Below are 26,051 nucleotides of genomic sequence, written 5' to 3' on the forward strand. Positions count from 1 at the left end.
TTTAGTCAAAGGACACCTTATTCGCCAACTGTCTTAAAAGATCCAGATCTTGTGCGTTTTTAATATGACCCGCTACATCATACATCAACTTATCCAATTCTTCTTTTATGGCGTCCTTATGGATTTTAGTTGCGTTTGGATTTGCAACTAGTGTAGCCATCATCATAACCAATTTTTGACTACATGTCATGTCCTCCTTACAGTAAGTTCTATAACTCATCATGATTTGAGACAACAAATCTGAAAAAGACAAGGTTCTTAATTTCACACAGGGATTACCTTCCTCTTTAAAGATAAAATCACAATCTGCCTCCAGTAATTTTAATGCAAAAAGTTCGGTTAAATAATCTATGGTATTTACTGCTGTTCCGGGATCATTAACTCCTGGCGACATAGCTCTCACTCCAATCTCAGCAATTTGTTTAAATCCCAACACATAATTCTCGCTGACATTTTCAGTGGATCTATTAAGAAGAATAAAATCAAAGACACTATTTAATTCGTCATCAGATAAGGGCTTACTCGATTTAAAAAGCGGCATTCCTTCTCCGACAAAAAAACCCTGATATTGCAACAACTCAAGTTTAAAATTTTCCTTTTCACAGATATCCAAAAGTCCTTCCTGATTTAATCCTCTAAAGTACCCAAACGTCTTTGCGGAATATGATGTCCAGTTTTCCGAATCCGGAAAAGAAACAGCATCCTTTTGGTTGTCAATGATAAACTGAAGCCGCTTACTAGCTTTATTGAAAATACTATCCAAAATACTTTCAACCTGTATGGATTTTGAAATCGAATCAATAAAATAAATGAAAAAAAACAGACAGATGATGGTTAAGATAATCCCAATAAGAATGGAAAAACCAGGCAATTGGTATTGATCTTTTGTTGGCTCAATACCCACCATCACAAAGGTATTATAAAGTAACGTTCCTAAATAAAGACCTAAGATATACTGATGCTTTCGTACCGAAATCAATCCAGGCAAAACGCGTGGGGAAAAATTACTGGAAGCCTGATTAAGCAATAACATCACCATGGAAAAACTAAACACCATGATGGAAATTATTCCAGCAGACAAATAACTCAACAGTGTTGCCGCTGTTTCGTAATTATTGATTATTAAAAAAGGGGCCTTTTCGATTAAATAGGGAGTAATACCCCATTTTTCAGAAAGACCTGCAAGAACACCTAACAGAAATCCGGCAACTCCCAAGACTCCGGGAATGAAGGCAATGTTATTTGCAATGGTTTTAAAAAAGGTCTTTATTTTCCAAAAACTTGAAAAATAGGAATTATCCATAGTTGGTTATTTGACAAATCAATTCAATTTATAAAATAACTCTTGTTCCGTCAACTGATTTAACAATTCTTGGGAAATTTTCACCTTCTGTCTTCTACTTGGCATCGTTAATTTTAATTGGTCCTCATTATCATAAATGATAAAAGTCAACGCCTTGTCACCTTCATGCTCTTTAAACAAATTCTGTAAGGTTTTAATTCGATCATCCTTTAAGTCCAAAATATTCAATTGCACAGATAATTTTCTGGCATAGGTATCCATCACATCATGCAACAATTGAAAACTATTGAATTGCAATCGAGGCTCACCTTTAACACCCGTATTCTTATTGACCCAACCTTCTCTTACAAAGGCTTTCACAAACACAAAGGAATTTTTAACCAAAAAGTGCCTAAATTTTAAATATTCTTCACCAAAAATCCGAAACTCAAAACTATCATCATAATCTTCAATGATAAACAAGGCCCATCCTTTTCCTTGTTTGCTGGTACGGTGTTGGATATCGGTAACCACGCCTCCAAAAACCATTTCTCGATTAACAAAAGGCTCTAAGTTTTTAAAATTGGACACCACAGCATTACAAAAGGTTTTCATCTCTATTTTGAAATCATCCAATGGATGTCCAGAAATATAAATACCCACTACCTCCTTTTCTTGCGCCAACTTTTCCATGGTACCCCACTCTTCACATGGCGGCACTTTAGGCTCTTCAATTTGCACTTCACTAGCATCCCCAAACAAACTTACCTGTGCCGAATTCTCGTTCTCTTGATGTTTGGCGCCATACTTCATGGCCTTTTCCAAAAAGGTAATGCCATCACCTTCGTCTTTAAAGTATTGGGCTCTATGCGTATCGTCAAAACAATCAAACCCACCAGCATAGGCCAAGTTCTCGAATGCACGCTTATTGGCTGCTCTTAAGTCTATACGTTTTGCCAAATCAAAGATGGATTTATAGGGCCCATTCTCCTTTCTATTCTCCACAATAGTCTTTACGGCTCCATGACCTACACCCTTAATAGCTCCCATTCCAAACCTAACTGCGTTATCTTTGTTTACAGAGAACTTGTAGAACGATTCATTTACATCAGGCCCCAACACGTTTAATTTCATACGCTTACACTCTTCCATGAAAAAGGTCACCTGCTTGATATCATTCATGTTGTTTGAAAGTACCGCCGCCATATATTCGGCTGGGTAATGAGCTTTTAAATAGGCTGTTTGATAAGCAATCCAAGCATAACAAGTAGAGTGCGATTTGTTAAATGCATAACTGGCGAAAGCTTCCCAATCCTTCCAAATTTTCTCCAGCACCTCTCTCGGATGTCCGTTAGCCTCTCCGCCATCCAAAAACTGAGGCTTCAGTTTCTCCAATAAAGCAAATATCTTTTTACCCATCGCCTTACGGAGCATATCGGCATCACCCTTGGAGAAGTTGGCCAATTTTTGCGATAGCAACATTACCTGTTCTTGATATACCGTAATCCCATAGGTTTCCTTTAGATATTCCTCCATGGCAGGTAAATCGTAAACAATTTCCTGGTCTCCATGTTTACGCGCAATAAAGTCTGGAATGTATTCCATTGGCCCCGGACGGTACAGGGCATTCATTGCAATAAGGTCATCAAACACAGTGGGCTTTAAGGACTGCATGTGTTTTTGCATCCCAGGAGATTCGTATTGGAAAACCCCAACTGTTTCACCACGTTGGAACAACTCATAGGTCTTTTGATCGTCCAGAGGAAAATTCTCTGGGTCCAATTCAATACCATGTTTGGCTTTGACGATTTTGACCGTGTCCTTTATCAATGTAAGGGTCTTCAAACCCAAGAAGTCCATTTTTAACAACCCAGCACTTTCTACTACCGAGTTATCAAATTGGGTAACGTATAAATCAGAATCTTTAGCTGTAGAAACCGGAACAAAGTTGGTAATATCATCAGGGGTAATAATCACGCCACAGGCATGGATACCAGTATTTCTTACAGACCCTTCCAAAACCCTTGCTTGGTTTACCGTTTCAGCCTCCAAATCACTTCCGTCAGCTATATTCAATAACTGATTGATGTTTTCAACCTCTTCTGAACGGAATTTGCTTTTCAAGGTCTTTTCATCCATACCAAATATCTTGGCCAATTTGGTATTCGGAATCAACTTGGCAATTCTATCGGCATCAAATAATGGCAAATCCAAAACCCTAGCTGTATCCCGAATGGATGATTTGGCAGCCATGGTACCATAAGTAATAATCTGTGCCACCTGGTTCGCCCCATATTTATTGATTACATAATCCATAACACGTCCCCGACCTTCATCATCAAAGTCAATATCAATATCGGGCATACTGACACGGTCTGGATTCAAGAATCTCTCAAAAAGTAAGTCGTACTTGATAGGATCAATATTGGTAATCCCAAGACAATAAGCCACCGCCGAACCTGCAGCAGAACCACGTCCGGGGCCTACCGAAACCCCCATATTTCTGGCCTCACGAATAAAGTCCTCAACAATCAAGAAATAACCTGGGTATCCTGTATTTTCAATAACAGACAATTCAAAGTCAAGTCGTTCTTTGATGGATTCGGTAATCTCTTCATAACGCCTTTTAGCTCCCTCATAAGTAAGATGCCTTAAGAATTTATTCTCACCTCGCTTTCCTCCATCAACCTGATCTTCCTCTACTTGAAACTCCACAGGAATATTAAACTTCGGAAGCAAGACGTCCCGAGCCAATTCAAAAGGCTCAATTTTATCTACAATTTCTTGAATATTGGTAATGGCCTCAGGCAAATCCTTAAAGAGCTCTTTCATTTCATCAGAAGACTTAAAGTAATACTCCTGATTAGGTAAGCCATAACGGTATCCTCGTCCACGCCCTATAGGTGTAGCCTGTTTCTCACCGTCCTTAACACACAATAAAATATCATGGGCATTGGCATCCTCCTGTTCTGCATAATAGGTATTATTTGAAGCCACCAGTTTCACCTCATGTTTTTGAGCAAACTCAACCAAAACTTTGTTTACCCTATTTTCATCCTCTTGATTGTGACGCATTAACTCAATGTACAAGTCGTCACCAAAGGTTTCTTTCCACCATACCAAAGCCTCTTCAGCTTGCTTTTCACCTACATTAAGCACCTTACTAGGCACCTCTCCATATAGATTTCCTGTAAGCACAATAACATCTTCTTTGTATTTCTCTATTAAGTTTTTATCGATTCTGGGCACATAATAAAACCCCTCTGTATATGCTATAGAAGAAAGTTTTGCCAAATTGTGATAGCCCCTTTTATTTTTTGCCAAAAGAACAATTTGATAACCATTGTCCTTGACATTTTTATTGGTATGATCTTCACAAACAAAGAATTCACATCCTACAATCCCCTTAATAGGCTTAACATCAGCTTGTTCTCCATTTGCTTCTGCGGCTTCAATTTTATCCTTTATCGATCGATTGTAATTCCCAATTTCCTTCACAAAATGAAAGGCTCCCATCATATTAGCATGATCTGTCAAGGCTACAGCAGGCATATTATGTTTGGCGGCAGAGGCCACCAAATCTGGAATGCTAATCGTTGATTGTAAAATGGAGAATTGTGAGTGGTTATGCAAATGCACAAAATCAACATCGGCCAGCTCCTGAATGTTTTGTTTGATTTCAGCCGACGATATCGAATCTTCCTGTTTTTTTAATCGCTCATAGATTTTGGCACTCTCCTTTTTTAAATTGATGTGCTTTAAACCTATGAGTTGAATTTCCTTAGGGTTAGCTTGTGAAAAATTCTCAAAATAATCAGATTCTACATCCAATTCTTTTTTGTCAAATTCCTCTCTTCTTACCAACTCAAAGAAACATCTTGTTGTAGCCTCAACGTCGGCAGTGGCGTTGTGGGCCTCAGCAAAGGGCTCGTTGAATAAAAACTCATGAAGTTCCGTCAAGGTAGGCAGTTTAAATCTCCCTCCACGTCCTCCAGGGATTTGACACAGCTCTGCCGTTTTCTCTGTACAGGTATCTAAAATAGGTAGTTCCTGTAATTGATTTTCAAAATCCTTACGAAAAAATTCACATCCCATCACCTTGACATCAAACTCCACATTCTGCCCAACCACAAATTTGGCTTTCTGCAGTACGGCATGAAATTTATGTAATACTTCAGTCAAAGGCACACCTTGTTCAGCCAATGCTGTTGAAATTCCGTGGACTTTTTCTGCATCATAAGGGATATTGAACCCCTCTGGCTGTATCAAAAAATCTTCATGCTCTATGACATTCCCCATAGCATCATGAAGCTGCCAAGCTATCTGGATGGCCCTTGGCCAATTATCCGTATCGCTTATTGGCGCTTGAAAACTTCTTGGTAAACCTGTGGTTTCTGTATCAAAAATGAGGTACATAGAACAATCGATTTTTTTAAAGTGACTCTTAAATTTGGAATAAGAAAAGTGATTAAAAATAAAGAGTTTTGTCGGAAAAAATCAAAGAACTTTTCAATAGTTTTAAACAAAAAAGCGCCGCATAAACAGCGACGCTTTTTTGTTATTTTGTTTCAATAAATTAAGAAATACTTTCTTCATGCACCTTTTCGGTATTGATGGCCGATTGAATGGCATTCTTATGTTTATTTAGTAAGGCATCTATACTTGGCGGTAAGTTCCTGTCTTTTAAAATAGCATTATATTCTTCCAGACTGGCCTCCTCTCCTCTGATAGCTTCTTCCAAAACAGCCTCCTCACTATTCTGAGAAAACGTATTTTTCAAATTCATCCAATTTCTATGCAATGCCCCTTGAAACGTACCGGATTTTTCTGGCGTCTCACCGTATTGAAGAATTTCAGTCCTTAACTCCTTAGCAAACATGCTTCTTTCAGATGCTCGACGTTTAAAAAACATTTTTAAACGATCATTTTCCACTTGTTCCATGGCATTTAAATAACCTTTCTCGGCGTCATAATTCTTTTCTAGTAACTCATTCAACTTATTCGACATATCTTTTGCAAATTCCATGATATTTTGATTTTTAAGTTTTTCAATGACCTTTTTTAAAGATGTGCATTGTTCAACATCTCTAAATCAAGATACCATGTAATGGCTGTGAAAGCAACTAGTTTAACAACTTTACCAATTTGTTATGTTTAATTAACAAAAAACGCAGCCCTAAAGCTGCGTTTCTGTTAAAGTATTTTAAGATATTATTAGTTGGCATCCAAATAATCTGGAATACCATCACTGTCTGCATCTTGAGCATCATCTGGGTTTCCATCCCCGTTTGGATCTGGATTTTCATCGATAGTCAATATCGTATCATTGTCATCATCATTATCCAAATAATCCAAAATACCATCCGAATCAGAATCTAAAGGATTGCCTAAAGCATCTTCTATTTCATACATGGTTAAAATGGAATCCCCATCATCATCTGTATCTAAATAATCTGGTGTACCGTCACCATCTGTATCGTCATTTGTCAAATCACCATCACCATTGGTATCCTCATCAACATCTGCAATACCATCTCCATCTTGGTCAGAAGCCTCACAATTCAATCCATCAATAATTCCTTGCAAAACGCCAGTGGCATCACCACAAGCAACCTGCTGATCCATTAAAGCTTCCTTATAATTGTTACATACTACAACATAATTAGCATCTGTTGGACTTGCTGCTTGATAAGCCTGAAGCGCAGTAGCTGCTGCAGAAACTGCCTCATCACAAGACATAATATCATCCCCGCCACCCACATAAGGCATAACTATATCAAAAAACACCCCTTCACTGAAATTAACTGTTTCATCTCCAGTTTCATTGTAAGCATTAAACCAAAATTCCCCAGAAATTTCACGTAAATCTGGATTCCATCTTGTAATGGTCACTTCCCCATCTGGAGGATACATAAAGTTCTCACCATCGTTTAGATAGTTGGTTGAATATAGGTCTCCATTAGATAACTCTAATGCCGCCATTCGAGAGTTTGTACCAGACTCACCCCCTAATTGGTAAGTTTGTCCTTGGCTAGGGGCATTCACTCTAATAGTCAAGGTTTCATATCTACTTCTTGCAGTAATCACAACACGACCAGCTTCATCATAATCTCCAGACATGGAAACAGCTTTCCAATAGTCTCCATTAAATCTTCCTTGAACAGCAGGCGAATTGAATTCTACTTCATCTTGACAGCCTACCAAAGAAAGGACTGCCAACAGTAATACATAAATTTTTTTCATAGTCGATTTTAATAGTAAGGGTACAAATATGCCCAAAAATAGAATAAAATAATTAATTCATATCGCAGAGAAATAAAAAGTTGAAAATTAAAAAATTGTGGTATATTTGCACCCTCATTAATAACCGAGGTCGCGAACCTCAAAATTTAATTATTATGCCTGTAAAAATTAGATTACAAAGACATGGTAAAAAGGGGAAACCTTTTTACTGGATCGTAGCCGCTGATTCGCGTGCTAAAAGAGATGGTAAATACCTTGAAAAAATTGGTGCTTACAATCCAAACACTAACCCTGCAACAATTGACCTTGACGTTGATGGTGCTGTAAAATGGTTACAAAATGGAGCGCAACCTACAGATACAGCGAGAGCTATTTTATCTTACAAAGGTGCTTTATTGAAAAACCACTTAGCTGGAGGTGTTAAAAAAGGAGCTTTAACTGAAGAGCAAGCTGAACAAAAGTTCACTGCTTGGTTAGATGAAAAAGCAAACAAAGTACAAGCAAAAGCTGATGGTTTAGCCCAAGCTGATGCTGATGCCAAGGCTGCTGCCTTAGAAGCTGAAAAAGCAGTAAATGCTGCTAGAATCGCTGCTAATACTTCTGAAGAAGAAGTAGCAGAAGAAGCTCCTGAAGTAGAAGCTGAAGCTTCTAACGAAGAGGAATAAAAAATTTATTTTTTATACTTTTAACCCCGACAAGTTTTGTCGGGGTTTTTTATTGCCAAGACTATGAAAAAGGAAGAATGTTTCTACTTAGGTAAAATTGTAAAAAAATACAGTTTCAAGGGTGAATTACTCGCCAAATTGGATACCGATGAACCAGAACTCTATGAAAATTTAGATTCTGTTTTTATCGAATTAAGAGGCCAGCTGATTCCCTTCTTTATTGAGTCCTCCCAATTCCACAAATCGGAATTATTGAGAATCAAATTTGAGGATGTTGAAAACGAAGCCGATGCGGACTCCCTGTTAAAACATGATCTTTACCTGCCATTAGCTTTTTTGCCTAAACTGGAAAATGATAAATTCTACTACCATGAAATTATAGGTTTTGATATCGAGGATATTAACTTCGGAAAAGTTGGTATTATTAAAGGTGTGAATGATTCGACGGCTCAAGCTCTTTTTGAAATTGACCGAGACGGAACCGAGATTTTAATTCCGATGAATGATGAATTTATCACAAAAATAGATAAAGAAAATAGAACTATTTTTGTTGAAACTCCCGAAGGTTTAATTGACCTTTACCTATCATGAAACCCTTCCAATTCAAACAGTTTTCCATAAATCAAGACCAATGTGCCATGAAAATTGGAACCGATGGCGTTCTACTTGGAGCCTGGTCTAAAATTGATAATCATCCACGAAATATCCTAGACATTGGAGCGGGAACGGGAGTTATTTCCCTTATGCTTGCCCAAAGAAGCGACGCTCCCGCAATTGATGCCCTAGAAATTGATCCCGATGCATACGAGCAATCTGTAGAGAATTTTGAAAACTCTCCTTGGGACGACCGCTTATTTTGTTATCATGCCGAATTCACAGAATTTGTTGCCGAGATGTTTGAGGAAGAAGAAACCTATGACATCATTGTGTCCAACCCCCCTTTTTATACCGAAGAAGTTTCTTCTGGAAATTCAAAAAGAGATCAAGCAAGAATGTCCTCATCCTTACCTTTTGAGGATTTGATAGAAGGGACCTCCCTTATTCTTTCAGAGAACGGAATTTTTAATGTGGTTATCCCAAACAAGGAAGAAACCGCTTTTATCCAATTAGCCAGTCAATTTGGATTGTTCCCTTTTGAAATCATGCGAGTCAAAGGAACAGGCACATCAGAAATCAAACGAAGCCTACTAGCATTTAGCTTTGAACAAAAGGATCCTATATTTTCAGAATTAATCATAGAAACCGAAAGACATCAATATACAGATGCTTATAAGGAATTAGTAAAAGACTTTTATTTAAAAATGTAGCTAGGGCTTAAGACGCATATAATAGGTATCTTTAAGGCTAAAATGATTCTTACAACCTATTATGAAACACACCCTTTTTGCTCTCCTTATCCTTTTCTGCTGGATATCCCATTCACAGGAGGCACTTGTTAACCAAATCAATAGTCCTGTAGATTATGTGAACCCTTTAATGGGAACAGATTCCAAACCGAGCCTCTCCAATGGTAATACTTATCCAGTTATCGCCTTACCCTGGGGAATGAATTTTTGGACACCCCAAACCGGACCAATGGGCCATGGTTGGGCCTACACTTATGATGCCGACAAAATAAGAGGCTTTAAGCAAACACACCAACCCTCTCCTTGGATGAATGATTATGGGCAATTCTCTATCATGCCTATTACCGGAAAGTTGCGATTCACGGAAAACGAACGAGCCAGCTGGTTCTCACATAAAGCAGAAAAAGCAACACCATATTACTATCAAGTTTATTTGGCAGATCATGATGTGACTACAGAATTTACTCCTACAGAGAGAGCTGTCATGTTTCGTTTTACATTTCCAAAAACAGATAGCTCATTTGTTGTTATTGATGCCTTTGACAAAGGTTCTTACATAAAAATAGATCCTAATCACAAAAGAATTACTGGATATACCACCAAGAATAGCGGTGGTGTCCCAGAGAATTTCAAAAATTATTTTGTGATTGAATTTGACAAACCTTTCACCTTCAACCAGACCTTCTCTGGTGAAACACTTATGAATTCTTTGGAAAATACAGATGACCATGTTGGCGCTGTCATTGGGTTTATAACTGAAAAAGGAGAACAGGTTCACGCCAGGATAGCTTCCTCGTTTATCAGTAAGGAACAGGCCCTCCAAAATCTGAAGGAGATTGGACCAAACAATTTTGATACTTTAAAGGAAAAAGGCAAAACCATTTGGAATAAAGAGTTGAACCGAATTAAAGTTACGGGAGGTACTGTCGAACAAACCAAAACATTTTACTCTTGTCTCTATCGCACCTTACTATTCCCGAGAAAGTTCTACGAAATGGATGCGACAGGAAACATAGTTCATTACAGTCCTTACAATAGTGAAATTCTTCCAGGGTATATGTTCACGGACACCGGCTTTTGGGACACGTTCCGGTCTCTATTTCCATTCCTTAATTTTATGTACCCACAACTCAATGTACACATGCAAGAGGGATTGGCCAACGCCTATAAAGAAAGTGGATGGTTACCAGAATGGGCTAGTCCGGGTCTAAGAAATATTATGGTTGGAAACAATTCAGCTTCGGTAGTAGCTGATGCCTATCTTAAAAACAAAGAGCAATTTCCCTATGACATTGAAACCTTATATGAAGCAGTAATTCATGGCGCCAATAATGAGGGACCTATGGAAGCCGTTGGAAGAGCGGGAGCTGAAGCATACAAATCGCTTGGATATGTTCCATATGATATCGGCATAAATGAAAATGCCGCAAGGACCTTAGAATATGCTTATGACGATTTTGCCATTTACCAACTTGCCAAGGCACTCAATAAGCCCAAGGAAGAAATTGAAGTTTACAAAAAGAGAAGTCTTAACTACAAAAATCTGTATGATCCTAAAACGGGTTTGATTAGAGGGAAAAATAAAAATGGCCAATTTATGGCTCCCTTTAATCCTTTTAAATGGGGAGATGCTTTTACTGAAGGTAACAGCTGGCACTACACCTGGTCTGTTTTTCATGATATTGAAGGTTTAATTGGGCTCATGGGAGGCAAAGAGAAATTTGTCCAAAAACTGGATAGTGTCTTTACCATGAAACCTATTTTTGATGATTCCTATTACGGTGGAACCATCCATGAAATAAGGGAAATGCAAATTGCTAACATGGGGCAATATGCCCATGGAAACCAACCCATACAGCATATGATTTACCTTTATAATTATGCTGGAACACCTTGGAAAGCTCAATATTGGATAAGAGAAACCATGAACAGGCTCTATCTTCCTACTCCAGATGGTTATTGTGGTGATGAGGACAATGGACAAACATCAGCATGGTATGTGTTTTCTTCCCTTGGATTTTACCCAGTTTGTCCAGCTACAGACCAATATATTTTAGGCGCTCCTCTATTTAAAAAAGCTGAGATTAGTCTCGAAAATGGAAACACCATAACTATAGAAGCCAAGGAAAACAACTCGGAAAACCGATACATTCAAAGCATGACATATAATGGTAAGTCATACACTAAAAATTGGCTATCACATTCAGAACTGATGAAAGGTGCCACTATTGAAGTTAAGATGGGTCCTCAACCTAATAAAGAAAGAGGCACCACAGTAAATGATGTTCCATATTCATTATCAAATCAAAAATAATTATGAATAAACTCTCATTATATCGTATTTGTATAATTACACTACTATTTCTCCCGTTAAACATATTTTCTCAGCAAAACAAACTCTTACAATTTGCAAATCCTATGATTGGAACTGCCAAAATGGGGCATACCTATCCTGGCGCGTCATCCCCTTTTGGTAGTGTTCAATTAAGTCCAGACACCGACACCATCCCCTTTGCTGTCAATGGCAGATACAATCCTGACGTTTATAAATATTGCGCGGGTTATCAATATGAGGATACAACAATCGTTGGTTTTAGCCATACGCATTTTAGTGGTACTGGCCATTCTGATTTAGGTGATCTTCTCATTATGCCTACTACTGGAAAACTTCAACTAAATCCAGGAACAGAGGAGCACCCTGAGAATGGTTATCGGTCTGTTTTTTCTCATGATACCGAGATTGCCCAACCTGGTTACTACAGTGTCCTACTGGAAGATCACAACATAAAAGCCGAACTAACAGCAACTACCAGAACGGGTATGCATCAATATACTTTCCCAAAGTCGGAAGACGCACACATCATCCTAGACTTAACTTCAGGCATCTATAATTATGACGATAAAAATGTTTGGACGTTCCTTCGAGTTGAAAACGACACCCTTATTACGGGATATCGACAAACAAATGGATGGGCGAGAACCCGAACGGTATATTTTGCTATGGCCTTTAGCAAACCTTTTAAAAATTATGGCTATCAGAAACTGGAGAAAAGCACCTATCAAGGCTTTTGGAGAAAGTTTGACCAACTGCATCAGTTTCCAGAAATAGCAGGCAAACAAATAAAAGCCTATTTCGATTTTGACACTCAAGATCAAGAATCCATTCAAATCAAAGTAGCCCTATCACCCGTAAGTACAGAAGGTGCTTTAAAAAACATGCAAACTGAAATTCCAAATTGGGATTTTGAAGGCACCAAAAAGAAGGTTCAGGGTAATTGGGAAAAGGAACTTCAAAAAATAGAAATCACTTCATTAAATGATAGTGACAAAACCAATTTTTATACGGCTATGTATCATGCCTTTTTAGGCCCAACCGTTTACATGGATGTGGATGGAAACTATAAGGGACTGGACATGAACACCCATAAAGCTAACGGCTTCACAAATTATACGAGCTTTTCACTTTGGGACACCTACCGAGCACTTCATCCTTTTTTCAATTTGATCCAACCCAAAAGAAATGGAGATATGATACAATCCATGATGGCACATCAAGAACAAAGTGTCCATCACATGCTTCCTATTTGGTCCCATTATGCCAATGAAAACTGGTGTATGATTGGATATCACAGCGCTTCGGTGATTGCCGATGCCATTGTCAAAGGAAACTCTAACTTTGACACCAATCAAGCGCTACAAGCATGTGTTGCTACAGCCAATGTCCCTTATTTTGACGGTTTAGATTATTACATCAAACAAGGATTTGTTCCAGAAGACAAAAATGGAGCATCTGTATCTAAGACTCTAGAATATGCCTATGATGATTGGGCGATTGCTCAAGCCGCCAAAACTTTAGGAGAACAAACTATATATTCAGAATTTATAAATCGTTCCAAAAACTATCAAAACGTATTTGATGCCAAAACTGGGTTTATGCGACCTAAATTGTCCAACGGCACCTTTAAAAAGGAGTTTGACCCCTTGGATACCCATGGCCAAGGTTTTATTGAAGGAAACTCTTGGAATTATAGTCTGTATGTCCCTCATGATCCCGAAAACATGGTAACCATGATGGGTGGAAAAGAACAATTCTCCCGACATCTAGATTCATTGTTCTCAATGGAATTACCAGATAAGTACTTTGAGAAAACCGAGGACATTTCAAGAGATGGCATTATTGGGAATTATGTTCATGGCAACGAACCATCACATCATGTGGTCTATTTGTACAACTGGACAAAAGATCCTTGGAAGTCCCATGATAAAATCAAAATGATCTTAAGAACCATGTATAAACCAACTGTAGATGGTCTAGGCGGTAATGATGATTTTGGTCAAATGAGCGCCTGGTATATTTTTAGCAGTCTTGGTTTCTACCCTGTTGCTCCTGGCAGTGAGGACTACGCTTTAGGTAGCCCACTGGTAAAGGATGCGGTACTTCACTTGGAAAATGGCAAGATCTTTCGCGTGGAATCGAAAAAACTTTCAGAGAAAAACAAATATGTTCAAAGCGTTCTTTGGAATGGAAAAGAACTGTCTCTACCTATTATAAAACACAGCCAAATAATGCAAGGAGGTGTTTTAACCTTTGAAATGGGCAGCAAACCAAATAAAAAATTATACCAGTAATTTATGTCAAAACCAGGCAATTTATTATGCCTTTGAAAACGATTTCGTTAATTTTGTGACAAACTAAAAACAACTCATGAAACCAGACTTATTTGAAGCTCCAGATTACTATCAATTAGACGAGTTACTTTCAGAAGAACATAAATTAGTACGTGATGCTGCCCGCGAATGGGTAAAGCGTAATGTATCTCCCATTATAGAAGAATACGCTCAAAAAGCAGAATTTCCAAATCAAATCATTAATGGTTTGGCTGAAATAGGAGCCTTTGGGCCTTACATTCCTGAGGAATACGGCGGTGCAGGTCTAGATCAAATTTCCTACGGATTGATTATGCAAGAAATAGAAAGGGGCGACTCTGGAGTAAGAAGTACAGCTTCTGTACAATCAAGTTTGGTGATGTACCCTATTTGGAAATACGGTTCAGAGGAACAGTGCCAAAAATACCTTCCAAAGCTAGCCTCTGGAGAAATGATGGGCTGTTTTGGATTGACTGAGCCAGATCATGGAAGTAATCCAGGAGGTATGGTGACCAATTTCAAAGATATGGGCGATCATTACTTATTGAATGGAGCCAAAATGTGGATTAGTAACGCCCCCTTTGCGGAGATCGCAGTTGTTTGGGCCAAGGATGAAGAAGGCCGTATCCACGGATTGATTGTAGAACGTGGCATGGAAGGTTTTTCTACCCCTGAAACCCATAACAAATGGTCTTTACGAGCTTCGGCTACCGGAGAGTTGATCTTTGACAATGTTAAGGTTCCTAAAGAAAATTTATTACCTAAAAAATCTGGGTTAGGAGCGCCACTTGGATGTTTAGATTCTGCCAGATATGGAATTGCATGGGGAGCTATAGGAGCTGCCATGGACTGTTATGATACCGCTTTGAGATATAGCAAAGAAAGAACTCAATTCGGAAAACCAATTGGGCAATTTCAGCTGCAACAAAAGAAATTGGCCGAAATGATTACCGAAATTACCAAGGCTCAATTATTAACTTGGAGACTTGGCGTTTTAAGAAATGAAGGGAAAGCCACTTCAGCACAAATATCCATGGCAAAAAGAAATAATGTAGATATGGCCATTAATATTGCTAGAGAAGCACGTCAAATGTTAGGCGGTATGGGAATCACAGGGGAATATTCCATCATGCGTCATTCCATGAATTTGGAAAGTGTGATTACTTATGAAGGCACCCATGATATTCACCTGCTTATTACTGGCTTGGATATCACAGGGCTTAATGCCTTCAAATAATAAAACTGAATGAGCTTTCTTTTCGTAAATTGTATAAATATATGTTCGCAATGAAAGCTCATTTTTTAATTTTTATCGTTTTACTATTCGGATGCTCTTCCGGTAATAATTCTTCCAACAATTCGAATAATCCTGTTGATTATTCTGAAGAAACCACTTCTGAAAATAATTCGAATACCACCCCAGAATATAAACTCTTGTTTCTTGGAGATAGTTACACGGTGGGACAAAGTGTATGTGGTACCTGTAACTTTCCTGCCCAACTTATTAGTCGTTTAGAAAATTCTGAAATTAGTGGTGATTATAACAAAGAAGTAATTGCCCAAACGGGTTGGACCACCACCAATTTACTAGGTGCTATTAGCGCTCAAAACCCTTCTAATGATCATGATTTAGTCACTCTTTTAATAGGGGTTAATAATCAATACCAACATAAGCCGTTTAGCATTTATGAAGAAGAATTCCCAGAACTATTAGATTTAGCTAAAGGTTTTGCAGGTGGAGACGCCAATAAGGTCATTGTTATTTCTATCCCTGACTATGCATACACTCCATATGGTGAGAACAATCCGGACTTTGAATTGATTTCACAACAGATTGATCAATACAATGACTTTGCCCAATCGATTGCAGAAACCAACAATGTCACCTTCCTATATATTACCGACATAACAAGGTTAGGACTTGAAAATCCCAGTTTGGTAGCTTCTGATGGATTGCATCCGTCAGGAGAAGCATACTCCCAGTTTGTGGATAGGTTAATGCCCTTGGCTATAGAAAAAATTCCATAGGAGAGGAATTAGCTTTCCGGAGCCAGTTCTACTTTTAAACCATCCAATTCAGGCGTAATATGAATTTGACAACCCAAGCGACTGTTATCTTTGACATAAAAAGCTTCACTTAACATGGCTTCTTCGTCATCCTGTATCTCCGGAAGTTCGGTATCACTCAAAACATAACATTGGCAAGAGGCACACATGGCCATACCACCACAAACGCCAATAGTTCCTTCTGGAGCCAATTCATAACTGCGAACCACCTCCATTAAATTCATGGCCATATCTGTAGGAGCATCCACTTCATGGGTTACTCCATCTCTATCTATAATCGTGATTTTTATATCTTGTTCTTCCATGAATTAATTAATTGCTTTAACTACAGCTTTCGGGGCTTCTTTTCTCGTTCCATCAAACCCATCAACACCGCTAACCGTAGTATATTTTAAAACATAGCGCTTGCCAGGGTTAATGATTTGGTATGCTGCTTGACACATCAATGTGGCTTCATGAAAACCACATAAAATGAGCTTTAATTTCCCTGGATAGGTATTCACATCTCCAATGGCAAAAATACCAGGAATATTGGTTTGATAATCTAAAGCATTATTAACCACTATGGCATTCTTCTCAATCTCTAACCCCCAATTTGCAATGGGCCCTAATTTTGGGGACAACCCAAACAATGGGATAAAATGGTCACACTCAATTTCAAATTCCTTTTCAATATGATCAGCTTGAGACACTACCACCCCTTTCAAATGATCCATAGGATCACCTAAAATCCCAGTCACTTCACCAGGCGTAATCAAATTGATTTTACCTTGATTTTTTAAATCTTGAACTTTCTCAACAGAATCCAAAGCTCCTCTGAACTCATTTCTTCTATGGATCAATGTGACTTCCTTGGCTACATCACTTAGGAAAATACTCCAGTCCAAAGCTGAATCTCCTCCACCAGCTATAACAACGCGCTTGTCTCTATAAACTTCTGGATCTTTAATCATATACTCCACACCTTTATCTTCAAAGTCTGAAATGTTATGAATTAAAGGTTTCCTGGGTTCAAAACTCCCCAAACCTCCAGCAATAGCAACTACAGGAGCCTGATGTTTAGTTCCTTTATTGGTTGTCACTATAAAGCTGCCATCTTCTAGTTTTTCAATGGTTTCGGCTCTTTCCCCCAATGTGAAACCAGGTTCAAATTGCTTCCCTTGCTCCAAAAGTTTTTCAGTAAGATCACCTGCTAAAATTTCTGGATAGGCAGGAATATCATAAATAGGTTTTTTAGGATATATTTCCGAGCATTGCCCCCCTGCTTGTGGTAAGGCATCTATTAGGTGACATTTTAATTTCAACAAACCTGCTTCAAAAACTGTAAATAGCCCTGTTGGTCCAGCGCCAATTATTAAAATATCTGTTTTAATCATGAATTTGTTTTTTGTTGTAAAGGAACGTTAGAAGAGACTTGTTCCAATACCATTAGAAATTCCGTTAGGTTAAATCTCTATGTTTATGACTTTTTCAATTTGAGGAACATATTTTTTAATAGTCATTTCCACCCCTGATTTTAAGGTCATTTGGTTGACACTACAATTAATACATGCACCTTCCAATTGCACTTTAACTAGCTTATCATCTTCAATAGAAATTAAGGAAATATTCCCTCCATCACTCTGAAGAAATGGACGAATCTCGTCCAAAGCCTTTTCAACATTCAATTTTATTTCTTCTGTTGTCATCACTTATTTCTTAACGGCTGAGCAACCAGCCATAGTTGTAATTTTAATTGCTTCGGTTGGCGGCAATTGGTCGTTTCTTTTAACAACTTCTTGCACCACATTTTGGGTGATTTTCTCAAAGGATTGCTCTAATGGCGTAGCCGTTTGGAGTGCTGCAGGTCTTCCCACATCACCAGCTTCCCTAATGCTTTGCACCAAAGGAATTTCTCCTAAAAATGGCACTTCCAAATTCTCTGAAAGATTCCTAGCTCCTTCCTTTCCAAAAATATAGTATTTATTATCTGGAAGCTCTTCAGGAGTGAAATAGGCCATATTCTCAATGATACCCAATACTGGCACATTGATACTTTCCTGTTGGAACATTGCAACTCCTTTTCTGGCATCTGCCAAGGCCACTTGTTGTGGTGTACTTACTACTACCGCTCCAGTAATAGGCAAAGATTGCATAATACTTAAATGAATATCTCCAGTTCCCGGAGGTAAATCGATCAATAAGAAATCTAGGGTTCCCCAAGCCGCATCAAAAATCATCTGATTTAATGCTTTGGCAGCCATAGGCCCTCGCCAAATTACAGCCTGATCAGGCTTTGTAAAAAAGCCAATAGATAAAATTTTAACCCCATAACTCTCTATTGGTTTCATTTTGGACTTTCCATCTACTTGCACAGATAATGGTTTTTCAAATTCCACATCATACATAATGGGAATGGATGGACCGTAAATATCTGCATCTAGAATTCCAACTTGGAATCCCATTTTAGCCAGGGTTGCTGCCAAATTGGCTGTCACTGTAGACTTTCCTACCCCTCCCTTTCCAGAAGCCACAGCAATGATGTTCTGAATCCCGGGAATCGCCTTTCCTTTAATTTCGTTCTTAGGTTTTTCTGGGGCATCTACTTTGACATTCACCTTTATTTTTGCCTTTTCATATACTTTCTCATGAATAACCTTCATGATTTCAACCTCGGTCTTTTTCTTGGCTTGAAGACTCGGATTTTTAATAGTTACATCTACTATGACTTCATCTCCAAAGGTCACTACATTACCAACCGCACCACTTTCTATCAAATTCTGACCCTCCCCTGGGGCTGATATAGTTTCTAAAGCTGCAAGAATATCTTGTTTATTCAATTTCATTTTTTAATCAATACGTAAAGTTACTAGCTGAGCTAAACAACTCATGTAACGTAAGTTACAAACTTATTATTCAGAATAATTCTAAACTCCAAATATACTGCGAAATGTTTAGAAAGGGAAGCGGTTTTATTGAAATGATTTATGGTTTGATTAATCAAAATGATTGGTAGGTTCTATTTCAATTCCTTGGATGGATCCCAAAACACCGAATCAAAATCTTGAACCTGATTATCAACTACTTGAACACCCTCAGCTTCCAGAAGTTGCTGCATGAGATTGGTTCCTTCAAAATGATGCTTTCCAGTCAACAAACCTACTCTATTGACAACTCGGTGCGCAGGCACATTCTTTTCACCCGACACATTCATGGCATAACCAACCATCCTAGAACTTCTAGGAGCACCCAAATAGGAAGCAATGGCGCCATAACTGGTAACCCTTCCGTAAGGAATTAACCTAGCCACTTCATACACCTTTTCAAAAAAACTAAGTGTTTCTGGTTTCATTAAAGTTCCTGAATGATTCTGATTAAAGTAATCAAAGAAATAATAGCCGTAATGGTTCCAATAATACGGTTCATATTTCGTTGGTTATTGAATTTTTTACTCCTAATTTTTTCGAAGAAAAACAAATAGATATATAACCCTACAAAGGCACCTGAAGTCGACCCTGCGACATAAGACAAAATACTTATCTTATCAAAATGCAACCAACCAAAATCAGAATAGGAAATGGTTACATAGGCCTGAAATGGAATGGGAAACACATTGATAACCGACAAAAACATTCCCTGAAAAAACCGACTGGTTTTACTTCTACTGTCAAGATCTGCCTTGGGTCTTTCATGTTTATTTGCAATAAAAAAGAAGTAAATACTCACCAAAATAAATATCACCAAAGCGACTCTTTGAAGAATATCGACGACATCTGGATGGTTGCTTAAATACCGAGCAAATATGGTTGCCAGAAGCACTTGAAATACTATGACCAAGCATGCCCCCAATGCAAACATGACACTTCGAACATGACCTTCTCGCATGCTGATTTTAGCAGCAGTCATATTAAGTAATCCTGGTGGCATTGTGGTTAAAAAAGTTACCACAAAACCCAGGAAAAAGACAAAAGTTAAATTCAATTCTATCTCAATTTAAACCTAATATACGTAATTGGTTTGTTTTGTTCCAAATACTGACTTTCGTAGAAGGTTTGGATTCCAGTCACTTCCTCAGGGCTTCCCTGCTGTCTATATACATCATGATTGGCATAAATAATTTCATGGCCTTCGCCATGAAGCAAACCAAGCGTATATCCGTGCATAAACTCAGAATCTGTTTTTAAGTTAAGAACACCATCGGGCTTTAAAACCTTCCTGTATTTTTCTAAAAAATGGGTATTGGTCATTCTATGCTTCGTGCGCTTGTATTTGATTTGAGGATCTGGGAAAGTAATCCAGATTTCGTCAACTTCATTCTCTGCAAAAGCATATTCAATCAATTCTATTTGAATCCTCAAAAAGCCGACATTCGATATCCCGTCTTCAATAGCCGTCTTAGCTCCTCGCCAAAATCTAGCCCCCTTAATATCGATCCCTATAAAATTTCTATCTGGAAATTTCTTTGCTAAACCTACAGAGTATTCACCTTTACCACAACCCAATTCCAAAACTAAAGGCTGGTCGTTTTTGAAAAACGTTTTATTCCATTGCCCTTTTAATTGAAAATCACCATTCACCAATTCCTCCCTACTCGGTTGGATAACGTTATCAAAAGATTCATTCTCTTTAAATCTTTTTAGTTTATTTTTACTTCCCACGGATAAATTTAAAGTTTAGGCAAAATTAAGGAAACATAGCCGCTTTACATTTGCTTTTTTTATGAAATTGAGAAAACGCATATTAGTAGCCCCTCTTAATTGGGGTTTAGGTCATTCCACACGTTGTATTCCGATAATTCAAGCTTTAATTGACCAAGGGTTTGACCCAGTCATTGCTAGTGATGGAGTCGCATTAGAATTGCTTAAAAAAGAATTCCCCAGCTTAATCCATGAAGAATTACCCTCCTATAACATTACCTATTCCAAAAAAGGGATATTTTTTAAATATAAGATTTTAAAAGACGCTCCAAGAATATTGAGGACCCAAAAGGAAGAGCTTCAAAAAGTCAAAGAATTGGTTAAAACTTATGATATTGTTGGAATCATTTCAGATAACCGATTTGGAGTAAGGCATAAAAACATTCCTTCCATATTTATCACACATCAATTACAAGTCTTAAGTGGTACTACCACTTGGTTTAGCACAAGATTTCACCATAACGTCATTAAAAAATTTGATGAATGTTGGGTACCAGATGCTCAAGGAAAAGTGAATTTAAGTGGTAAGCTGGGGCATTTAGACACCCCCATTATTCCTACTAAATATTTGGGTCCTATTAGCCGGTTTAACAAGCAAGACTTGGAAATAATTTATGACTTGATGGTGCTTCTATCTGGTCCAGAACCTCAACGCACAATGCTTCAAGAAAAGCTACTAACCGAACTTTCAAATTACAATGGAAAAGTCCTTTTTGTGAGGGGTGTCATTGAATCAGAGCAATTGGTTGAAAAAAAAGAAAATATTACCATTTACAATTTCATGACCAGTAACGAATTGGAAACCGCACTGAACCAAAGTGCCATAGTAATTTCTAGGTCTGGATATACCACTGTATTGGATTTAGCTAAACTAGGCAAAAAAGCATTTTTCATTCCCACACCTGGGCAAACGGAACAAGAATATTTAGCTATAGAATTACAAAAACAAGGATTGGTTCCTACATGCAAACAAAGTCAATTCAAAATTAAAGACCTAGAGCGCGTTAAGGATTTTAAAGGGCTCTCATTTGAGACAGAAACAAACTTTGAAAGTCTATTCAGCCTTTTCTAAACTAAAAGAAAATTCACTCCCTACCCCCAACTCACTTTCAATGTAAATTTTCTCTTCGTGCGCTTCAATGATGTGCTTAACTATGGAAAGTCCAAGACCAGAACCGCCCTCTTTTCTTGACCCGCTTTTATCAACCCTGTAGAATCGTTCAAAAATTCTGGAGATATGTTCTTCACCAATACCTTCTCCATTGTCAGTTACCCTGATAATAATTTTATTTTTAATCAGGTTCTCTATACTCACCTCTGTAGTACCCTTTTCCCTTCCGTATTTAATGGAGTTCACCATAAGGTTGGTCACCACCTGTTGAATTCGTTCTTTATCTGCTTTTACCAAAACCGGCTCATCATAATTCAAGTCAAACATTAAGGTTATCTCTTTTTTGGCCGCCTTCATCTCCAGCATATCAAAAACGTTTTGGATGACCTCCACAATGTTAAACACCTCCATATTAAGTCGCAAATCACCTGCCTCTAATTTGGTAATCATATCAAGGTCCTTTACTATATATATAAGTCTTTCTACCCCCTTATTCGCTCTTGACAAATATTTTTTAAGGATTTTCTTATCCTTCATGGCGCCATCGAGAAGGGTTAAAATATAGCCTTGGACAGTAAATAAAGGGGTCTTTAACTCATGAGAAACATTTCCTAGAAACTCCTTTCGATATTCCTCCCTAACCTTTAAAGTTTCAATTTCCAACTTTTTATCCTTGGCATATTTGTCTATTTCCTTGGTCAGAGTAGCCATATCCGTAGTAATGGGTTGTTTAGTCAAGGACGTAGATTCCAAAAGGGTCAAATCATCATAAATTTTCTTAACCCTTCTGTATATGAAACGTTCCACGCGGTATTGAATAATTGCAAAACAAACCAAATAAGAAAGAAGTGCAAAAGGAATCACAAACCAACCTAAGGCACCTACCACATATAAAAAAACACTCAAAAGGAGTGTTAGTATTATGGTGATAAACAGCGATGTTCTAATCGCAAATTTATATGTTTTCTTGAGTTTCTGCATCAATCGACAAACTTGTACCCAACGCCTTTTACGGTTTTAAAGCTTTTGTCTCCAATTTTTTCACGAAGCTTTCTGATGTGTACATCAATTGTACGTCCACCAACAACAACTTCATTACCCCAAACTTTATCCAAAATTTCCTCTCGCTTGAAAACTTTACCTGGTTTTGATGCCAACAAAGATAGTAATTCAAATTCTTTTCTAGGAAGTATAATTTCTTCATTCTTAAGGGTGATTTTATACTCGTCCCTATTGATTACCAAGCTTCCAATTTTCACTGTAGACTCTTGGGTTTCATCTTCTTTAATTCGTCTTAACAAAGCCTTCACCTTACTTACCAGCACTTTTGGCTTAATCGGCTTGGTAATGTAATCATCAGCACCTGCATCAAAACCAGCAACTTGTGAATAATCTTCACCTCTAGCTGTTAAAAAAGTAACAATAGTATCCTGTAATTCTGGCACTTTCCTGATTTGCTCACAAGCCTCAATTCCATCCATTTCAGGCATCATAACATCTAATATAATTAAATGCGGCTTCTCCTTTTTAGCTTTTTTCAAAGCTTCAACTCCATTCTCGGCTGTAATTACTTGATAACCTTCACTTGTCAAGTTATAACCTATGATTTCCAAAATATCTGGTTCATCATCTACAAGGAGGATTTTGATGTCCTTTTTTTTCATTTTTAAAGGTTTCGTTTAGTTTGAAAAGTAAAGATAGTATTAATCAAAATAATTTAATATCATTTGATTACAAATAACAATTAGGTAACAAATACCTTACAACAAGTTAAAGAAAAAGGGCGTTTTAACGAATGTTATGATAATTTTGGTCTGATTTTTGAATTATTTTATTACATTTAATTGAATAATTTTTCCCAATGAAGCAGTTTTACCTAATAATATTCTTTTGTGTGGTCTTTTCTCTAAGTGGTTTCTCCCAAACTACTGAGAAGTATATGGCGGCCAAACAAGATATGGAACTAGCAGAAAATTTAACGCTATATCCCAATCCTGCTAGTCATGGAAAAGTTTATATCTCATCTAAAAACAACAAGGTTAAAAAAATTGAAATTTTCAATGTTTTAGGAAAATTGATTTTATCCACCACCCAATTAGGTAACGAACTCAATATTTCCAAGTTAAAGGCAGGTGCCTATATTGTGAAAATTTCTGAAGAAAGCCTAACAGTGACTAGGAAACTTATAGTTCGCTAAAACCCTTATGTTATATTAACGTAAAAACTGACATAAACCTACTCCTCAGGTAGATTTTACTCATAATAATCTTTATATTTGTTTTTCAACATATTAAATCAATAATCTATGAGAAAAATTTACTTATTATTAATTCTACTTATTACCACTACGGTTTCTTTTGGACAAGAAATCCTTATAAATGGTGATTTCGAATCTTGGGATGATGTTAATACCCCTACAGCATTTACACATATTGAAAGTACGGAACAAGAATCTAGCGAAGTCCATTCAGGCACCTATTCAGCCAAAGTGACAGGTGGAACAAGTGATTTAGGTCAAACCATTACTGGAATCACACCCGGAATCAACTATACAGTTTCATTATGGTACAAAGTTGAAGAAGGAACAGGCGATGGGTCCGATGCCAGAATTTGGTCTTACTGGAGAAGCGAAGGAAGCAACCTAACAGATAATGCAGACGAATTAAGAGGGCCTAACAATTCTTATTTTGATACTAATGGAAATGTATGGACAGAATACAGTGTAACTGTTACAGCCCCAGCAACTGCCGATGAATTCTACTTTGAGGTAAGAACATACTCTGGAGCGGTAGTTTATTGGGACGATTTCTCCTTCTTTCAAGAAGCTGAAGGTTCTCCTTCTTTAAGCATTACATCTCCTACTAACGGCGCGTCAGTTGTTGGTCCTGATGTAGACGTTGAATTATCAATTTTAAATTTTGAGGTTGGAGCAACTGATGCTGGATTGGATGGACACATTCATTATTCTTTAGATGCTGGTGGTACGGTTATGGTATATGATACAGATCCTATTGCATTAACTGGACTTGCTGATGGTGAGCATACAGTAGATGTTTGGTTAGTGGACAATACACATACTCCTTTAGACCCACCAGTTGAGGCTTCTGTTACTTTTACTGTGACTTCAATTACTGAGGTAGCTGACCTTGCTACCTTAAGAGCTTCTGCCGAAGGTGGAATCTATGAAGTGACTGGTGAAGTTATTGTTAGTTTTGTAACCGGAAACAACAGAAATCAAATTTTCATCCAAGATGCGACTGCTGGAATGTTAATTGATGATAACGCCGGAACAATTACTACTGCCTATATGGATGGAGATGGTATAACAGGCCTTACAGGGCAATTGGGTAGCTATGCAGACATGCTTCAATTTGTACCCACTGAAGATCCTGGTGCCGCAACTTCTTCTGCTAACAGTATCTCTCCTCAAATGGTAACATTGACTGATTTGGAAAATAATTTGGATATGTACGAATCAGAATTAGTTATGATTAATGGTGTTACTTTTGCAGATGGCGATGGCACAACTACTTTTTCTTCGAATACCAATTATGATATCTCTGATAGTACTTCTTCTGCCTTTGTGTTTAGAACCAATTATCCAAATGACAATTTGGAGGGAGAACTAATTCCTAATACTCCTGTAAATATCATGACTCTTGCAGGTGAATTCAATGGAACTCCTCAGGTATATCCGACGGGAGCAGATTATTTATTATCAGTAAACGAAATCAATTCTCTAAGTACTCTAAGTATGTATCCTAATCCAGTTTTAGGAAACCAGGTAACCATTCAAACTCAAGGTAATGGTACTATTTCTGTTTCAGTATTTGACGTATTAGGGAAAAATGTATTGAACAAAGAAATTTCTAATAACACATTAAATGTTTCAAGCTTAAAGTCTGGAATTTATTTGGTTAGAATTTCTCAAAACGGGTTTAACACAACTAAGAAATTAGTAGTTAAATAAAAGAAACACAACCTAATTTTTATAAGCACTGTCTATTGGCAGTG

At 37.6% G+C, this 26,051-nt stretch carries 23 protein-coding genes; 10 read left to right on the forward strand and 13 right to left on the reverse strand.

Features of this window, described 5'->3' with window-relative positions; translation table 11 throughout:
- Window position 1: 1 nt before the first annotated feature.
- The 4 genes from LOK78_RS02370 to LOK78_RS02385 form a co-directional block, all read right to left on the reverse strand.
- Window positions 2–1,303: a DUF2254 domain-containing protein gene (locus tag LOK78_RS02370; RefSeq protein ID WP_232633388.1), complete on the reverse strand. Its 1,302-nt coding sequence runs from the start codon at window positions 1,301–1,303 to the stop codon at window positions 2–4.
- An 18-nt stretch (window positions 1,304–1,321) separates the two neighbouring features.
- Complete coding sequence (gene dnaE, locus LOK78_RS02375; RefSeq protein ID WP_232633389.1) at window positions 1,322–5,698, reverse strand: DNA polymerase III subunit alpha; 4,377 nt, start codon at window positions 5,696–5,698, stop codon at window positions 1,322–1,324.
- A 160-nt stretch (window positions 5,699–5,858) separates the two neighbouring features.
- Window positions 5,859–6,308, reverse strand: a complete 450-nt coding sequence (locus LOK78_RS02380) for a ferritin-like domain-containing protein (protein ID WP_232633390.1) — start codon at window positions 6,306–6,308, stop codon at window positions 5,859–5,861.
- A gap of 188 nt (window positions 6,309–6,496) precedes the next feature.
- Complete coding sequence (locus tag LOK78_RS02385) at window positions 6,497–7,525, reverse strand: DUF6252 domain-containing protein (protein WP_232633391.1); 1,029 nt, start codon at window positions 7,523–7,525, stop codon at window positions 6,497–6,499.
- 155 nt (window positions 7,526–7,680) lie between these two features.
- On the opposite strand from LOK78_RS02385, the gene LOK78_RS02390 reads away from it, so the two are divergent.
- From LOK78_RS02390 to LOK78_RS02420, 7 genes are all read left to right on the forward strand, one after another.
- Window positions 7,681–8,190: a 30S ribosomal protein S16 gene (locus LOK78_RS02390; protein WP_232633392.1), complete on the forward strand. Its 510-nt coding sequence runs from the start codon at window positions 7,681–7,683 to the stop codon at window positions 8,188–8,190.
- 63 nt (window positions 8,191–8,253) lie between these two features.
- Complete coding sequence (gene rimM / locus LOK78_RS02395; protein ID WP_232633393.1) at window positions 8,254–8,781, forward strand: ribosome maturation factor RimM; 528 nt, start codon at window positions 8,254–8,256, stop codon at window positions 8,779–8,781.
- Window positions 8,778–9,497, forward strand: coding sequence for a tRNA1(Val) (adenine(37)-N6)-methyltransferase (locus LOK78_RS02400; protein ID WP_232633394.1), 720 nt, complete (start codon window positions 8,778–8,780; stop codon window positions 9,495–9,497). Before rimM ends, LOK78_RS02400 begins: the two co-directional genes overlap by 4 nt.
- Window positions 9,498–9,558: 61 nt before the next feature.
- Window positions 9,559–11,850 (forward strand): GH92 family glycosyl hydrolase, encoded by a 2,292-nt coding sequence (locus LOK78_RS02405; protein ID WP_232633395.1) that lies wholly within the window; start codon window positions 9,559–9,561, stop codon window positions 11,848–11,850.
- A gap of 2 nt (window positions 11,851–11,852) precedes the next feature.
- Window positions 11,853–14,165: a GH92 family glycosyl hydrolase gene (locus LOK78_RS02410; RefSeq protein ID WP_232633396.1), complete on the forward strand. Its 2,313-nt coding sequence runs from the start codon at window positions 11,853–11,855 to the stop codon at window positions 14,163–14,165.
- Window positions 14,166–14,241: 76 nt separating this feature from the next.
- Window positions 14,242–15,420, forward strand: a complete 1,179-nt coding sequence (locus LOK78_RS02415; RefSeq protein WP_232633397.1) for an acyl-CoA dehydrogenase family protein — start codon at window positions 14,242–14,244, stop codon at window positions 15,418–15,420.
- A 50-nt stretch (window positions 15,421–15,470) separates the two neighbouring features.
- A complete protein-coding gene (locus LOK78_RS02420; protein ID WP_232633398.1) occupies window positions 15,471–16,211 on the forward strand; it encodes an SGNH/GDSL hydrolase family protein in 741 nt (246 codons plus the stop codon).
- Window positions 16,212–16,219: 8 nt separating this feature from the next.
- Here the strand turns inward: LOK78_RS02420 and LOK78_RS02425 are convergent, their stop codons facing one another.
- From LOK78_RS02425 to trmB, 7 genes are all read right to left on the reverse strand, one after another.
- Window positions 16,220–16,555, reverse strand: coding sequence for a 2Fe-2S iron-sulfur cluster-binding family protein (locus tag LOK78_RS02425; RefSeq protein WP_166958006.1), 336 nt, complete (start codon window positions 16,553–16,555; stop codon window positions 16,220–16,222).
- Between the two features lie 3 nt (window positions 16,556–16,558).
- Window positions 16,559–17,626 (reverse strand): NAD(P)/FAD-dependent oxidoreductase, encoded by a 1,068-nt coding sequence (locus LOK78_RS02430; protein ID WP_166958008.1) that lies wholly within the window; start codon window positions 17,624–17,626, stop codon window positions 16,559–16,561.
- Between the two features lie 69 nt (window positions 17,627–17,695).
- Window positions 17,696–17,938 carry a NifU family protein gene (locus tag LOK78_RS02435; protein ID WP_166958009.1) on the reverse strand — a complete coding sequence of 81 codons (243 nt, stop codon included), beginning with the start codon at window positions 17,936–17,938 and terminating at the stop codon, window positions 17,696–17,698.
- A gap of 3 nt (window positions 17,939–17,941) precedes the next feature.
- Window positions 17,942–19,075: an Mrp/NBP35 family ATP-binding protein gene (locus tag LOK78_RS02440; RefSeq protein WP_053971116.1), complete on the reverse strand. Its 1,134-nt coding sequence runs from the start codon at window positions 19,073–19,075 to the stop codon at window positions 17,942–17,944.
- A 173-nt stretch (window positions 19,076–19,248) separates the two neighbouring features.
- Window positions 19,249–19,581 (reverse strand): MGMT family protein, encoded by a 333-nt coding sequence (locus tag LOK78_RS02445; protein ID WP_232633399.1) that lies wholly within the window; start codon window positions 19,579–19,581, stop codon window positions 19,249–19,251.
- The gene (locus tag LOK78_RS02450; RefSeq protein ID WP_232633400.1) at window positions 19,581–20,156 is read right to left on the reverse strand and encodes a LysE family transporter; all 576 of its coding nucleotides are present in this window, start codon (window positions 20,154–20,156) and stop codon (window positions 19,581–19,583) included. Before LOK78_RS02450 ends, LOK78_RS02445 begins: the two co-directional genes overlap by 1 nt.
- 56 nt (window positions 20,157–20,212) lie before the next feature.
- Window positions 20,213–20,887: a tRNA (guanosine(46)-N7)-methyltransferase TrmB gene (gene trmB / locus LOK78_RS02455; protein ID WP_232633401.1), complete on the reverse strand. Its 675-nt coding sequence runs from the start codon at window positions 20,885–20,887 to the stop codon at window positions 20,213–20,215.
- A gap of 61 nt (window positions 20,888–20,948) precedes the next feature.
- Here trmB and LOK78_RS02460 point away from each other — a divergent pair, with 61 nt between their 5' ends.
- Window positions 20,949–21,998: a glycosyltransferase gene (locus LOK78_RS02460; protein WP_232633402.1), complete on the forward strand. Its 1,050-nt coding sequence runs from the start codon at window positions 20,949–20,951 to the stop codon at window positions 21,996–21,998.
- Here LOK78_RS02460 and LOK78_RS02465 read toward each other — a convergent pair.
- The gene (locus LOK78_RS02465) at window positions 21,981–23,018 is read right to left on the reverse strand and encodes a sensor histidine kinase (RefSeq protein ID WP_232633403.1); all 1,038 of its coding nucleotides are present in this window, start codon (window positions 23,016–23,018) and stop codon (window positions 21,981–21,983) included. The genes LOK78_RS02460 and LOK78_RS02465 overlap by 18 nt on opposite strands.
- A complete protein-coding gene (locus LOK78_RS02470) occupies window positions 23,018–23,701 on the reverse strand; it encodes a response regulator transcription factor (RefSeq protein ID WP_232633404.1) in 684 nt (227 codons plus the stop codon). Before LOK78_RS02470 ends, LOK78_RS02465 begins: the two co-directional genes overlap by 1 nt.
- Window positions 23,702–23,898: 197 nt before the next feature.
- On the opposite strand from LOK78_RS02470, the gene LOK78_RS02475 reads away from it, so the two are divergent.
- Window positions 23,899–24,234 (forward strand): T9SS type A sorting domain-containing protein, encoded by a 336-nt coding sequence (locus LOK78_RS02475; RefSeq protein WP_232633405.1) that lies wholly within the window; start codon window positions 23,899–23,901, stop codon window positions 24,232–24,234.
- Between the two features lie 108 nt (window positions 24,235–24,342).
- Entirely contained in the window at window positions 24,343–26,007 is a 1,665-nt protein-coding gene (locus LOK78_RS02480; RefSeq protein WP_232633406.1) for a T9SS type A sorting domain-containing protein, read from the forward strand.
- Window positions 26,008–26,051: the final 44 nt, after the last annotated feature.

The organism is Mangrovimonas futianensis (assembly GCF_021245805.1).
GTDB lineage: Bacteria > Bacteroidota > Bacteroidia > Flavobacteriales > Flavobacteriaceae > Mangrovimonas > Mangrovimonas futianensis.